Below are 13825 nucleotides of genomic sequence, written 5' to 3'. Positions count from 1 at the left end.
CCGGCCGACGGGGTTGCCGTGGGCGTCGAGGCGCCAGGCGGCGAGGTGGTCGGCGTTGGTGTCGACACCGACCAGTCCCCTCGCGCGGGCGGTTGTCAAGGGAATGATCGTGGCTGGCGGAATCGTCCAGGAGGCGGTGAGGTACCAGCGGCCACGAGCCGTGTCTTCGTGGATGCGGTAGGCCACGGCCCGGTTCGCCTCCACACGGTCGCGCCACTGCTCGCCCCGGTGCGCGAACCCCACCCGGACACTCAGCACGTACCGGCCGTGCGGGGCGTTCGCCAGATGGGCGAGCGGCGCGGGGAGTCTGATGCTCACCTCCCCGTCCGGGGTCACGCGGAGGGTCTCGTTGCCGTACCGCTTCCCCGACTCCCCGTCAGCCTGCAGGAACCTGCGCCCGGCCTGCCACCGCTCACGCCACTGCGACTCGGTGAGGGCGGCGGCGTCGAGGTGGAGGCGGGTGGTCAACAGGCGCTTCCCGCCCCGCACCACATGCACCACACCGGCCTGCCAGGCGGCACGCACCGCCTCAAGGCGGTCTTCCAGGGCGTGCAGGCGGCGGGACTTGGCGAACCACTCCTGCCGGGAGCGGTAGCCGCCCGGCGCCTGCTTGCTGCCCTTCTCCCCGATCGGGAGGGAGAGCCGGTGCGCGAGCGTGCGCACCCCCGCCTCCAGGGCCTGGATGTGGGCGAGCTGCGCGCGTCGGGCCAGAGCCCACTGATCGTGCGTGGCCTTCGTGATCGAACCGGCCCACCGGGACGACGACTGGGCGCTCAGGACGCGCTTGCGCTCCGCCCACGCATCGCCGTCATGGTCCAGCCCGGCCGCACAGCGCGTCTTCAGATCCCGGGAGGCAAGCGCCCCCAGATGGTCACCGACCAGCCGCAGCACCTTCTCATCCCCCGGGCTCAGGCGTTTGAGCCGGTCACGGACCGCCACACCGGCGGGGCCGGGCACCACGAACGGCGCCGACATCTCCCGCAGCCCGCCCATCCCGATCACCCTCCCCTCCCGGCCCGAAGCAACCCGCCACCACACCCAACGACCACCACCCGACAAACGTCACCCATTCGACAGACAAACTCCAGTTCCCCACTGCGCGGGGTGCACACCCCAGCCACGTGCACTCACTCATGCACACCAGAACACCCTTGTGTGCCGTCACGCATCAACAGCTCACAACCCTCACTCCGTACGGTCCCGTCCTCGGCCTTGACGATGTAATCGGCACGAAGGTCCGGGCGCTGGCAGACCGTGCGGCGGCCCGGGATTTCGTTGATGTCCAGGCCGCTGCCCGCGATCACACGATCGCGGATCTGGAGATGCTGGGGACGCGGCACGGCCGGGGCGAGTTCCGTCTGGATGATCTCCGTGACCGTCTCGGGAGCGCTCAGTGGATCGACGATGCGGAATTCGAGGTGTACGGCCTGTCTGCGGACCAGATCTCAGAACTGCGGCAGTGGGCCCAGGAATGGGTCAGCGACCTCGAGCAGCGGCTGAGCACAGGCATGGGCGACGACCTCGACGCCTGACTGGATCCTGTGACCATGAGTCACTTCCATTCTGACGAGCCGGAAGGGTGGACGGTCACTGGTGGTCCACATGCCTGCACGCGCAGCAGGCGGGCCCCGGGGAGTGCGCATAGGCGACGCGGAGCTCGAAAGGCTCGGCGGCTGGCCGCCCGCCGCGGCCGCCGACCTGCTCGAGTGCGCCATGTTCAACACGGACTGGAACTCGTCCGGCTGACCGAAGCGGCGGGGAGGTCGACGGCCGGCACCCGGCAGAGTTTCCTTCAAGGCACACGTCAGGGGCACCGACGGGGTACCCCGCTCCGCACACGGAGCGGGGCCTGCTGGATGCCTCGCTAGTGCTGTGACCGCATAGGTTCGCCGGGTCGGTGGTCGTGGCGGTTGGATGTGCGGTGACGTCCGATCCGACTGCAGGAGGCGCGGTGGCCGAGCCCCTCCTTGTGCGCAGGTTGACCGACCAGGAGGGGCAGAAGCTGCAGCAGATCGCGCGCCGCGGCAGCATGAGTTCGGTGCGTTACCGGCGCGCGATGATGCTGCTGGCCTCGGCCGGCGGAAACCGGGTGCCGGTGATCGCCCAGTTGGTCCAGGCCGACGGGGACACCGTCCGGGACGTCATCCACCGGTTCAACGAGATCGGCCTGGCCTGCCTGGACCCTAAGTGGGCGGGAGGCCGTCCCCGCCAACTCAGCCCTGACGACGAGGACTTCGTCATCCAGACGGCCGCCACCCGCCCCACCAAGCTCGGCCAGCCCTTCACTCGCCGGTCACTGCGCAAGCTCACCGCCTACCTGCGCAAAGTCCACGGCCGGATCATCCGCATCGGCCGCGAAGCATTACGCTGCCTGCTCGCCCGCCGCGGCATCACCTTCCAGCGCACCAAGACGTGGAAGGAATCCCCGGACCCCGAGCGTGACGCCAAACTTGATCGCATCGAGCACGTCTTGGACCGCTTCCCGGACCGAGTCTTCGCCTTCGACGAGTTCGGCCCGCTCGGCATCCGGCCCACCGCGGGCTCGGGCTGGGCCGAACAAGGACGCCCCGCCCGGTCGCCCGCCACCTACCACCGCACCCACGGAGTCCGATACTTCCACGGGTGCTACTCGGTCGGCGACGACCGCCTGTGGGGTGTCAACCACCGCAAGAAGGGCGCCGCGAACACACTGGCCGCGTTGAAGTCGATCCGCGCTGCCCGGCCCGACGGCGCACCCATCTACGTGATCATGGACAACCTGTCCGCCCACAAAGGCGCCGACATCCGCCGTTGGGCGAAGAAAAGCAAGGTCGAGCTGTGCTTCACCCCGACCTACGCCTCATGGGCAAACCCGATCGAGGCGCACTTCGGACCGCTGCGGCAGTTCACCATCGCCAACTCCGACTACCCCAACCACATGGTGCAGACCCGGGCCCTGCACGCCTACCTGCGCTGGCGCAACGCCAACACCCGCCACCCGGGCGTCCTGGCCGCCGAACGCAAGGAACGCGCCCGCATCCGCGGTGAGAAAGGCGTCCGGTGGGGCGGCCGACCACTCGCCTCGGCTGCATGAGCACGCCGCACAGCCCCGCGGCCGCACAACGTCAGGGACGGAGTGCGACCAGGAGGTCAACCACGTAGGTCTCTTCCACCTCATCGCGAGGAAAGATCTCGACCAGCCGCTCACGCTCGTCCACGAAAAACGCCTGGCGGTCAGCCTCTTCAAGGACGAGGAATGCCGACCGGCTGCCAATGTTGGCGAGATGCATGTCCAAGGAGACAGAGCGGCTCCAGCGCACTTGACGGCGCGCAACCCGTAGCCCCGTCAGCCCCGCCAGCCGGACGGCGTCGTTGTCCGAAGGGCGCACGGCAGACCTTGGCTTCACCCCGCAGTGGTGCGCAATGCGCCCGTGCTGCTCGCTAATCCACGGCACGTCGAAGGCCGTGGTGTTCCACCAGATCGCCAGCGCACCGCCCGCACGCAAGACACGCAGTGCCTCCGGGACGGACCGGCCAGGGTCGGTCCACTGCCAGGACTGGGCATACGTGATGAGGTCGCAGGAAGCCTCGGCCAGCGGCAGAGCGTTACCGTCACCTCTCACGATCGGCACCCCCGGAAGCGCCTGGTGGAACTCACCAGCCATGGCTTCACCCGGCTCGACAGCGATCACGTCAGCACCCCGTTCCCGCAGCAGCACGCTGGCGATTCCGGTACCCGCGCCGACATCGGCGACCCGGGCACCCGCAAGGCGACAGCCTGCGAACTCCTCGATGCAGTCGAAGAGCGCGGCGGGGTAAGAAGGCCGACTCGCCGCGTACTGAGCTGCGGCTACGTCGAAAGACTGGGCGCGAGAACTGGCGGTCATACCCTCATCATCGCCCCCGCACCAAGCACTCGACCATCACCAACCCGGCGGACCTATGCGGTCACAGCACTAGAGAATCGGGTACGGCCGGTCCTGAGCGGACATCCCCCGCGTCCGCCGCGGCCGGTACCGTCGCCATCCCTCTCCTGTCCGTGCGAGGCGACCCTGAAGGCGGCGACATCGGCGCCTACTGCGCGGCACTTCCGCGACGCCGGTCGGCGAGGCTGGCCGGCTGACAAGGATGGGTGACTGCGTAGGCCTCAATCGTCCGCCCGGTCCCGTAGAGCTCTGCGTGCCCTGTGCCAGGCAGAGAAGAGGTCGGGCAACTGCTCGAGAATGCCCCGGGCTGTAATCACTAGGACCGTCAGGACGCCTGACGCGGCGCTGACGTGTGTGCGTCAGGAACGGGCGGTTGCGCGCTTGTGGCCGACGCCGAGGCGGTGGGCGGTGCGGGTCATCAGCCGGGACATGCGGGAGGGCAGGGCGTCGGGGTCGGGCACGGTGATCGGCCGTACTCGACCGTTGTGGATTGCGGTGATCCTCCAGCCCTGGTCGGTGCGGACCACGACGATGCTCTGCCGTGACTGGCGGCGCTTGGGTAGGTGGGAACGCCAGGGCATGAGGACCGATGCGGTGCCATGGATGATCGCGACGTCCGGGGCGATGTGCCGGATCGACTCCAGCTCTCCGACCAGGGCTGAACCGGCCAGCACGCCGTGGAAGAGCCGGTCATGGTTGTCCCGGTGCTGGGCCCGGCCGACGGCGCGGGTTCCGTCATAGGAGACGTAGTCGGAGTCCTCGGTGAAACAGGCGCCGAATGCATGGGCGTTGCCTGCAGTCCAGGTCTGCATGAACTGCTCGAAGAGTTCGCGGATCTGACGGTCGTCGCTGTCGGGCTGGGTGCGCACGGGTACCTCCACAGGTAGCATCACTTCGACCAACGAAACTTACGATAACTGGAAGATTCGAATGTCGAAAGATGCCTCGGTGGATGACATCGGGATGCAGCTGCGGCTGCTCCAGCAAAGCTTCGACGCCTTCGACGAAGCCGTCGCCACCCGTCTCGGGCTCAACCGCACCGACCTGCGCTGCCTGGACGTGGTACTGGGCAGCGGGCCCTTGTCGGCCGGCGGGATCAGCACTGCCGTCAAGCTCAGCCCCGCGGCGACGACCACGGCCATCGACCGCCTCGAGCGCGCCGGCTACGTCACCCGCACCCGCGACGACGAGAACCGTCGCCGGGTGCTCGTCACCGCCACCGAAGCGGCCCGCACCGTCGAAAGAGAGATCTTCCGACCCGTCGGCCGAGCCGGAGCCCAGGCCCTGAGCCGCTACGACGAGGACCAGCTGGCCATCATCCTGGATTTCCTCCGGACGGCCCGCCAGGTCCAACAAGCCCAGACGACTCGTCTCACTACGACCACGGCGCCGCTGGATTGACCACGGACCGGCCCCGAACGCACTCGAGATCCTCACCGCCTGGCGCCCCGACCTCCCCATCGACCACCCCCCTGCGCACCACATGCCCTTCGCCTCCCGCGCACCCCACTCCACGTCCCCAGCGGACGGCCTCGCGTGACAGCCACCGCAGACTCGAGCCTGTGTCGGCACCGCGCCTTCCGTCTCTACTGGACGGGCCAGGCCAGTAACGTCCTGGTCGTGCGTTACGCCTTGTTGCGGACATCGCCAACGCGTAGACGTGCGAGCACCACCGGGTCGATCTTGCCGGGAACCAGGCGCTCTTCCAGGTTTTCCACCCCGGCCCATATGTCCAGCGAGGCGTAACCGTGTGCGGTGACCAGGCTCTGGACCTCCTCCTGCAACTCACCCGACAGGTCCAGCAGGGTGTCCGGGTCGGGTGTGCCGAAGAACAGCTCGTGAACGTCCAGCAGGCGCCTCAACTCCCCGACCGGGTCAGGATGGTCGTCCACCCGCAGGTCGCAGGCCACATCGCTGCCGCCGCCATACCCAGCGCCCGGAGATACCACATACAGGGCCGCACTCTGGCGGCCCCGGCGGTCACCGCCCGCGGCGTCGCCCGCCGCCAGCACCGCGACCAGCCGCCGATCGATCGCCAACTCTGGCGAGGACAGCCAGGCCGACTCCATAGCCTCGATCACCTCCGGGCCGGTGAGGATGTTGCCCTGAATCGCATAGCCGTCCCCCACCGTCCCACCGGCCCAGTCCAGACACTCTTCGCCTGTGTATGTCGCTCCGAGGCCTTCGGGGCCGACGACCCCCAGCTGACGGTGCGCGCGCTGCCGATCCGTGGCCACGAGTCCTGCCACCACGTCTGCGGACTGCAGGCCCGTTCGCAGCAGTGCAAGTCCCTGGGGGCGATAGCGGAGGTTGGCATCCGCCTGGGTGGCCACCGCCCCGGCCCCGGCCTCCGCCGCCGGCACCATGGCGCCGACCGCGAGAAACTTGCTCGCCACTGCTATACCGAACGCCGGACCGGACCGGGCCACGATCGAGAATGTCATGAGAGAGGACAGTAGAACGACCCGAGCACCAGCACCAGGATTCAGGGCGAACGCCGACGCTGACGGAGGACCTTGTCGGTGGCCTACCACTCCGGACCTGCCCGAACCTCCCGACACCTACGCACACCAGGCCATCTGACGTGCAGTTTTGTTGGGTTTCACACGGCTGAGCCTGGAGATCGACAGCGCCAAGTTCTTCCCGCTCGCCAGGAAGCTGTACGAGAAGTTCGGCTTCATCCACTGCCGTTCGCGGACTACCGGCCCGACCCGAACAGTGCATTCATGACAAGAGAGCTCTGAAGACTCCCGATCCACCAGCGGGCCTGGGCGCAGCCCGAAAGGAGCCGCATGAGCGACACCGCACGGCCACCCGTCCTCTACGAGACCCGGGACCGCAAGGCGTATCTGACACTGAACAGGCCCGACCGGCTGAACGCGATCAACGACGATCTGGCGCGCGCCATCCCACGGGCCGTGGAGCGGGCCGCCGAGGACCCCGACGTGCACGTGATCATCGTGCAGGGGGCGGGGCGGGCGTTCTGTTCGGGGTACGACCTGAAGGAGTACGCCGAGGACGGGACCGGTACTCAGGACGCGGTGTGGGATCCGGTCAAGGACTACCGGATGATGAAGCGCAACACCGACGACTACTTCTCGCTGTGGCGGTCGCTCAAGCCGACGATCGCGAAGGTGCACGGGGTCGCGGTGGCGGGCGGAAGCGACATCGCGCTCTCCTGCGACCAGGTGATCATGGCCGACGACGCCCGTATCGGCTATATGCCCGCCCGGGTCTGGGGCTGCCCGACCACAGCGATGTGGGTGTACCGACTGGGCGCCGAGCGGGCCAAGCGGATGCTGTTCACCGGAGACACGATCGACGGCCGGCAGGCCGCCGAGTGGGGCCTCGTACTGGAGTCGGTCCCCGCCGCGGAACTCGACGCCGCCGTGGAGAAGCTGGCCGACCGGATCGCCGGAGTGCCCGTCAACCAGCTGGTCATGCAGAAGCTGATGATCAATCAGGCCTACGACAACATGGGCCTCCAGGGCACCCAGATCCTGGCCACCCTCTTCGACGGCATCACCCGGCACAGCCCGGAGGGCCGCTGGTTCCAGGACTTCGCCGCCACCCACGGCTTCCACGAGGCCGTGAAGTGGCGCGACTCCGGACGCTGGATCCCCGAAGGCGGCGGTCCGGTCCCGTCGCCCGGCGACCTCACCCCGGCCGACGACATCGACCCGCCCAGCACCGTTCCCTCCCCCGGCGAGAAGAAGGACTGATCGCGATGACGGAGTTACTCCCCCTCACCCACTCCCTCTGGCCCGCCGACACGTCCCTGCCCGTCCTCGAGCTGACCCCCGGCGACGCCCTGCGCGAGGCGTCCGCCGCCGTGCCCGACCGCATCGCGTTGGCCGAGACCGCTCCGCCCGGTGCCTCACTGACGGGGTGCGACAGGACCGACCGCACCTGGACCTACGCCCGGTTGCTGGACGACGCCGAGCGCGCCGCGACCTGGCTGGCGCAGCGGTTCGAACCCGGCGCTCACGTCGCTGTCTGGGCACCCAACGTTCCCGAGTGGATCGTGCTGCAGTACGGCGCGGCGCTCGCCGGTCTGGTGCTGGTGACCGCCAACCCCGCGCTGCGCGACACGGAACTCGAGTACGTCCTCGCCCAGTCCCGCTCGGTGGCCGTCTTCCATGTCGACTCCTTCCGCGGCACCGACATGGCGGCGACCGTCGGCCGGATCCGCCCCAGGCTGCCCCTGCTACGTGAAGCCGTCAGCTTCACCGGCTGGAGCGACCTGATCCGCGCCGGCAAACCCGGCCCGCTGCCCGAGGTGGGCCCAGGGGATCCGGCGCAGATCCAGTACACCTCCGGGACCACCGGCTTCCCGAAGGGCGCGCTGCTGCACCATCGGGGCCTCGTCACCAACGCGCACTTCTTCGCCGCCCGCGCGGACCTCCCCGACGCCGTGGCGTGGGTGACCGCCATACCGCTCTTCCATACCTCGGGCAGCGGCCTGTGCGTCCTCGGCACGGCGCTGCGGCAGGGCACCCTGGTACTCCCGCAGTTCTTCGAACCCGAACTGCACCTGCGGGCCCTCCAGAACTGGCGCGCCGGTGTCTTCGGCGGTGTCCCGTCCATGTACACCGCGCTGCTCGCCCACCCGGACTTCGACTCGTACGACCTGACCAGCTGCCGGGTGGTGATGTCCGGCGGCGACATCGTGCCTCCGATGCTGGTGGAGGAAGCCGAACGTCGTTTCGGCGCCCGCTTCTCCACCGTGTACGGCCAGACCGAGCTCAGCCCGGTCGTCGCCCAGACCAGTCCCGGGGACCTCTTCGAGGACAAGGCGAACACCACGGGGCGGCCACTCCCCGGGGCCGAGGTGAAGATAGCCGACCCGGCCGGCGGGGACGTGCTGCCCGTGGGTGAGCCGGGCGAAGTCTGCGTCCGCGGCTACCAGTTGATGCTGGAGTACTACGACCTCCCGGAAGCCACCGCCGAGACCGTCGACAGCGACGGCTGGCTGCACACCGGTGATCTGGCCGTGATGGACGACCGCGGGTTCCTGCGCATCACGGGGCGGATCAAGGACATGATCATCCGAGGCGGGGAGAACATCTACCCGCGTGAGATCGAAGCCGCCCTCGCGTGCCATCCCGGCGTCGCCACGGCGGTGGTCGTCGCGATCCCCGATCCCGACTGGGGTGAGCAGGTGGTCGCCGTCGTCAGGCCTGTCACCGAGGCAAACCCGCCGACGTCCGCCGACCTCCACGCACACACCCGGGGGCTGCTCGCGCCGCACAAGACGCCGCGCCGCTGGTATCTCGCCGACACCATCCCCGTCAACGCCATGGGGAAGACCCAGAAGTTCGTGCTCCGCACCATGGTGAAGAAAGGAGAACTCCCCGAACTCCCATGACACATGACGTTCTTCCCTAATCCCCATCGGCCTCCCGTCACACCCGACGGCGCGGCCGACCGCCTTTCAGTACCTTCAGACCCGCCACCGGATCACCTCGCGGCAGATCGCCCTCGACTCCTGCGTGCTCATCACGAACGGCAACGGCTACACCGCGTGGCGCCACCCTCGGCGCGCTCGCCGCGACCGTGAGGCCAGGCTCCCCCTGCACGCCGAGGGCCGACCGGCTTTGGGATTTGGTAAATCACTGAGTCAAGCCGCTCATCCGCGGCATACCCGCCGTCCGGTCCCGCCCGGGAACCCCGGCGGCGCCGACCCGTCAAACTCCGCGCGCACAAGGCGTAAAGATTGACAACATCGACCCGCGAAGGCACCTGTGCGGTTGTCAGGTGGTTTGGGGACGAGCGCGGTGTCGGGTCGGAAGTGCGGGCACTCGCCGACGCCGCCGGCCAGGTCGTGGACGCGGGCTGCCGGAGCGGAACTCGCGTGGACAAACCTCCGGGTGTGTGACCCGCTCGATCGCGCCGTGCGGTCGATGCGCTTTCCCGGCGGGTCGGACGGGCGGATCAGCGCAGTCCGGCGAAGAGATCGTTCTCGGGTATGGCCGCGCCGGTGGCGTCCTGGACACGTACGAAGGTCTCCATGCCCATCAACTCGCCGAACCTCTCCTTGCCCATCTTGAGGAAAAAGATGTTCTCCCCCTGACTGGCGTGGGCGGCCAACGCGTCGAACTTCTGACCGCTGAACCCGGTCGTGTCCACCCACGTGGTGATCTCATCGTCGGGGAGGCCGATCTCGGCCATCGCGGCGGCCTCGGCAGGATCCGGCTCCGGCATGTCCTCATGAAACTCGCGCATGACCTCGCCGAACCGCTGCATCATCGAGCGGGGCATCGTGGTCCAGTACACCTTCGGTGCCAGCTCGGTCATCTCCAGCGCCGCCATCGTGATGCGGTGGGCCTGGATGTGGTCGGGGTGGCCGTAGAAGCCGTTCTCGTCGTAGGTGACGACCACATCAGGTCGGTAATGCCGCATGAGTTCCGCGAGTCGGGCCGCGCCTTCCTGTACGGGGGTCTGCCAGAAGGATCCCGGGGCGTCGTTGCTCGGCCAGCTCATCATCCCGGAGTCGGCATAGTCCAGCGTCTCAAGATCGCTGACCTTCAGGACGTCACAGCTCGCTTCGAGTTCTTGACGGCGCATCAAGGCAACCGCCGCCGGATCGTGCCCGGGATCGCCCGGCTTGACACCTCCCGGTCCGTCACCGCAACCGCCGTCGGTACACGTCACGAGAACCGTGCGGATGCCTTCCGCCGCGTACCGCGCGAGGACCCCTCCGGTTCCGGTGGCCTCGTCGTCGGGGTGGGCGTGTACTGCCATGAGCGTCAAGGGCCGGTCAGTCATGAAACAGTCCTCCTGCAGAAATACGTCTTGGTCCGAGTGCGCGGCGGGCGCACCGCGATCTTGGGGCCCGGATCCTGGTGGGGCGGACGACCTTGTGGTCTCCGTGTCCCCCGCCCGTGCGGCGCCGGTCCCTCGGTCGATGCAACCGTTTCGGCCGTACCGCCTGTTCCCGGCGCGACCCCTTAGCCTTCCAGGCGTCGGCGTTCAACGCGAACGAGGTACAGGCGCGACCTGCTGTCCTGTCGTACTGCGACTGTCAGAAGTGGCGGTAGAAGGAGTTGGGGACGAGCACGTAGTAGCCGTGCCCGGCCAGTTCGCGGGCCATCTCCCGCAGCACGGGCCGGATACCGAAGCCGTCCGCGTACATCAGCACCCCTGGGTGCCGCCCGCTGTGGTCGGGGAAGGCGGCGAAGGCGTCGGCCTGGCCGTCCGTGGTGGGAATCCGCAGCGTCTTGGTGGGCATGAATGCTCCTGTCGTGGTTGATGTGCAGATCCTGTGATCAACACGACGGAGGCGGAGCCCGCGTAGCAGCACAAGAGCCTCGATCAAACAGCGGGCCCGAACCGGCCCGTACGGCGCTCAGAAGAGCCCCGGGTCACCGATCCGTGTGTGGCGCAAGGCCGTCCCGGCATTCATAGCCGCACAGCGTAGCCCCCCGGTCTCGACGCCTCCCGGCTGCCCACAGGCGTGCGCGCCGAGAGCATGCTTCCCGGCGCCGTCGATGTCCGCCTCGGCAGCCGTGCGACCCAGCGAAAAGTGCGCACCACGCTCCGGGGCGCCCGCCAGTTCCTCACCGCACCAGTGTGACGCCGGCCCCGGTGAGTCGGAGAGCCGGGCTGTGCGAGATGCCGTGCCGATGCCGGTCACAAAAGTGGTGCCAGGACCTGTCTCGTACACAAAGCCCGGCCACAGGTCTCTTGCGGGAGGTCTCTTGCGGGCGGGGTAGACGGCAACGGGGGTTCGTGGCCTGCCGGTCACCGATTGGGCCTGGGTGCTCCCGGCCGGCGAAACAAGCTTCAGCAGCAAGGAGGGTTCGGCAGCGGTCGCCGAGGAGAGTGTTGGGAGCGCCGTCTACCTGCGCGGGCTGCAACCTCAACGACCAGACCACCCTGAAGATCAACCGTAACGGCTGCCCGTACACGCGGATGGATCCGGCCCCACCTCCGTACACCTCGGCGACAGGGCACGGTCTGCGAAAGGCGCGCTTTCCGGGCTGCGGTGCACCCTCGGGGCGAATGCGTCGGCGCGCCGACCCCGGTGAGGGGTGGGCGCGCCGATGGGTGCGGTGCGGGTGCCACGGGCTCCCGGTCACCTCATTGCTGCGGGGTGGTCAGTGACGGCCGCTGTGGTGGTAGCCCCGGTAGCCCCCGTAGCCCCAGGAGCGGTCGTCGATGATGCGGCCGTGATCGTTGCGCAGGGTCACGGTGTCGGAGCGGTTGTTCCACATGTATGCGCGGCGGTCCTGGTAGAGATCGGTACGCGTGTCGTGGCCCATGCCAGCGTGGATGCGGACCGTGGCGCGCCCGCCGAGACGGTAGTGATGGAAGGTGTAGGTGCGGCCGTCCTCGTCGGACAGCGTCCAGCCATCGAGGTTCACGCTGTGGCGACGGTTGTTGGTGATGTCCACCCACTCTTTGTTCAGGGAGTGGTTGGAGCGGTTGTCGCGGCCCAGGAAGTTGTAGTGCACGCGGCTGATCTCTACGTGCGGCTGGGGCCAGCGGTGGTCGGCGGCGGACGCCGGCACGGCGATCGCCGCGGTGACCGCCGCGGTGGTCAGGGCGGCGGCGGTCAGGCGGCGGGCAGTCGCAGATGCGGTCACAGGTTCCCCCTGCAGGGTGCGGGCACAACCGTCAGCCAACAGGAGGCTGCCGGGGTGTGCGAGGTGCGGGTGGCGGCCGGCTGGCCGCGCATCCACACAGTGCCCACCTTTTGCGGAACACGCGGGCAAGGCGTGAACTGTGTTACATCTTGCCCATATTTCTGTGACTCTTGCCTGCATCATTCATCTATCTACTGAATGCACCAGGTTGACGTCCTGCCTGGACCGGACCCCTTGCCGGCATTGGCCCCTGACGACGACTCGCCGCACCACACCACCTGGGCAGCCGTCAGCCCGTCACCCGAAATTGAGTAACGGTCACGCCGGTTGACCCTCGCACTCGAAACGTGAAGACCCCCGCCCCTGCGTCAGGGAGCGGGGGTCTGCTGGACCGCCGGGCAGGCCTTGCAGACCTCTCCGGCCACCGTCAGCGGCACCACTTGTCCCACCGGTAAGGAATGAGCCCTGAGGTTCCCGGACGGTCTGACCGTCCGGGAACCTCAGGGCTCTCTTCAAAACGGAGCTGTCCGGGTGATATGCCGCCTGAGCTGGGGATCTCCCGTGCCGGAGTGCGCCCGGTCAGAGGCTTGCCGAGTCACCAGGGGATAACGGCGAGGGCTTCCACCTCCAGCATGAGCTCCGGCCGGTACAGAGCGGCCACCTGTACTGCGGTACTGGCCGGCGGGCGCACGGTGTCGATGTGCGCGTCGCGCGCGGCCCGTACCTCCGGCAGTATGGCGACGTCGGTGACGTAGAAGGTGAACTTGGCAACCTCGGCGAACGTCGCGCCGCCTGCCGCCAGGCAGCGCCGCAGGTTCTCGAAGACCTGACGGGCCTGGGCGGCGGCGTCGCCCTCCCCGACCACACGCCCCTGTTCGTCCAGTGCGACCTGCCCGGAGATGACGACCAGTCGACCTTCACCCACCACCACGTGGCTGTAGCCGTTCCCTGGGGCGACCCCATCGGGCGGAATGTGAGTGAGCATGGTCTCTTCAGACCCATCTGACACAGGTGTCCTCCTCGAACCGCAGTTGATCAGGCAACGGTATATGCCAGCAACTCCTTTTACCCTGTGGCATGTTGAGTCGTAGGCACTGTGCGCGTCGCGTCTCGGCCACCTACATCGGCGAAAGGTCCAGTGAGAGGTGATCTTCGAGGGAGGTCGCCTTTCACTCGGGCATCGCCGCAGCTCAGAGATTGGGGCGAGCGACATCACGCGACGGGCTTCGCCGGGGCGCCCGGACATGTGGCCGGGGATGCCGTTGCACCGCACGGGCCGGTGACGGGCGACCTCGCCGGAGAACATGCGGGCGCCGGCGGCGACCTCGGTGG

The 13825-nt window shown here is 68.3% G+C and carries 12 protein-coding genes and 4 pseudogenes; 8 read left to right on the top strand and 8 right to left on the bottom strand.

Annotated features, from left to right (window positions below; all coding sequences use genetic code 11):
• A pseudogene (locus tag ABZ910_RS26145) lies at window positions 1–993 on the bottom strand (IS200/IS605 family accessory protein TnpB-related protein); the annotation flags it as partial.
• 140 nt (window positions 994–1133) lie between these two features.
• On the opposite strand from ABZ910_RS26145, the gene ABZ910_RS26140 reads away from it, so the two are divergent.
• From ABZ910_RS26140 to ABZ910_RS26130, 3 genes are all read left to right on the top strand, one after another.
• The gene (locus tag ABZ910_RS26140; RefSeq protein ID WP_361369359.1) at window positions 1134–1532 is read left to right on the top strand and encodes a nucleotidyl transferase AbiEii/AbiGii toxin family protein; all 399 of its coding nucleotides are present in this window, start codon (window positions 1134–1136) and stop codon (window positions 1530–1532) included.
• Window positions 1533–1602: 70 nt separating this feature from the next.
• Complete coding sequence (locus ABZ910_RS26135) at window positions 1603–1746, top strand: hypothetical protein (RefSeq protein WP_361369357.1); 144 nt, start codon at window positions 1603–1605, stop codon at window positions 1744–1746.
• A gap of 205 nt (window positions 1747–1951) precedes the next feature.
• Window positions 1952–3073 carry an IS630 family transposase gene (locus ABZ910_RS26130; protein WP_361369355.1) on the top strand — a complete coding sequence of 374 codons (1122 nt, stop codon included), beginning with the start codon at window positions 1952–1954 and terminating at the stop codon, window positions 3071–3073.
• A 31-nt stretch (window positions 3074–3104) separates the two neighbouring features.
• Here ABZ910_RS26130 and ABZ910_RS26125 read toward each other — a convergent pair whose 3' ends face one another.
• Complete coding sequence (locus tag ABZ910_RS26125) at window positions 3105–3866, bottom strand: methyltransferase domain-containing protein (RefSeq protein ID WP_361369353.1); 762 nt, start codon at window positions 3864–3866, stop codon at window positions 3105–3107.
• A 398-nt stretch (window positions 3867–4264) separates the two neighbouring features.
• Window positions 4265–4774, bottom strand: coding sequence for an SgcJ/EcaC family oxidoreductase (locus ABZ910_RS26120; protein ID WP_361369351.1), 510 nt, complete (start codon window positions 4772–4774; stop codon window positions 4265–4267).
• A 79-nt stretch (window positions 4775–4853) separates the two neighbouring features.
• Here ABZ910_RS26120 and ABZ910_RS26115 point away from each other — a divergent pair, with 79 nt between their 5' ends.
• Window positions 4854–5306: a MarR family transcriptional regulator gene (locus tag ABZ910_RS26115; RefSeq protein ID WP_361369349.1), complete on the top strand. Its 453-nt coding sequence runs from the start codon at window positions 4854–4856 to the stop codon at window positions 5304–5306.
• A gap of 224 nt (window positions 5307–5530) precedes the next feature.
• On the opposite strand, the gene ABZ910_RS26110 is transcribed toward ABZ910_RS26115, so the two are convergent.
• Window positions 5531–6349, bottom strand: coding sequence for a DUF1028 domain-containing protein (locus ABZ910_RS26110; RefSeq protein ID WP_361369347.1), 819 nt, complete (start codon window positions 6347–6349; stop codon window positions 5531–5533).
• Window positions 6350–6500: 151 nt separating this feature from the next.
• Between ABZ910_RS26110 and ABZ910_RS26105 the strand changes: the two are divergent.
• The 3 genes and pseudogenes from ABZ910_RS26105 to ABZ910_RS26095 all read left to right on the top strand — a co-directional run.
• A pseudogene (locus ABZ910_RS26105) lies at window positions 6501–6649 on the top strand (GNAT family N-acetyltransferase); the annotation flags it as partial.
• 48 nt (window positions 6650–6697) lie between these two features.
• Entirely contained in the window at window positions 6698–7627 is a 930-nt protein-coding gene (locus tag ABZ910_RS26100) for a crotonase/enoyl-CoA hydratase family protein (RefSeq protein ID WP_361369345.1), read from the top strand.
• Window positions 7628–7632: 5 nt separating this feature from the next.
• Complete coding sequence (locus ABZ910_RS26095; protein ID WP_361369344.1) at window positions 7633–9273, top strand: AMP-binding protein; 1641 nt, start codon at window positions 7633–7635, stop codon at window positions 9271–9273.
• Between the two features lie 566 nt (window positions 9274–9839).
• Here ABZ910_RS26095 and ABZ910_RS26090 read toward each other — a convergent pair.
• Window positions 9840–10673 carry a PIG-L family deacetylase gene (locus ABZ910_RS26090; protein ID WP_361369342.1) on the bottom strand — a complete coding sequence of 278 codons (834 nt, stop codon included), beginning with the start codon at window positions 10671–10673 and terminating at the stop codon, window positions 9840–9842.
• A gap of 262 nt (window positions 10674–10935) precedes the next feature.
• Window positions 10936–11136 (bottom strand): annotated as a pseudogene (locus ABZ910_RS26085) (dienelactone hydrolase family protein); the annotation flags it as partial.
• A gap of 195 nt (window positions 11137–11331) precedes the next feature.
• Between ABZ910_RS26085 and ABZ910_RS26080 the strand changes: the two are divergent.
• A pseudogene (locus ABZ910_RS26080) lies at window positions 11332–11481 on the top strand (dTDP-4-dehydrorhamnose reductase); the annotation flags it as partial.
• Between the two features lie 523 nt (window positions 11482–12004).
• On the opposite strand, the gene ABZ910_RS26075 reads toward ABZ910_RS26080, so the two are convergent.
• Both ABZ910_RS26075 and ABZ910_RS26070 read right to left on the bottom strand, forming a co-directional pair.
• On the bottom strand, window positions 12005–12493 hold the full coding sequence (locus tag ABZ910_RS26075; protein ID WP_361369340.1) for a lamin tail domain-containing protein: 489 nt from the start codon (window positions 12491–12493) through the stop codon (window positions 12005–12007).
• 595 nt (window positions 12494–13088) lie between these two features.
• Window positions 13089–13478, bottom strand: coding sequence for a RidA family protein (locus tag ABZ910_RS26070; RefSeq protein WP_361369338.1), 390 nt, complete (start codon window positions 13476–13478; stop codon window positions 13089–13091).
• Window positions 13479–13825 lie beyond the last annotated feature (347 nt).

This window comes from Streptomyces sp. NPDC046805 (assembly GCF_040645355.1).
Classification (GTDB): domain Bacteria; phylum Actinomycetota; class Actinomycetes; order Streptomycetales; family Streptomycetaceae; genus Streptomyces.
Note: the sequence above shows the minus strand (reverse complement) of the source record. Positions and strands in the feature narration are given on the sequence as shown.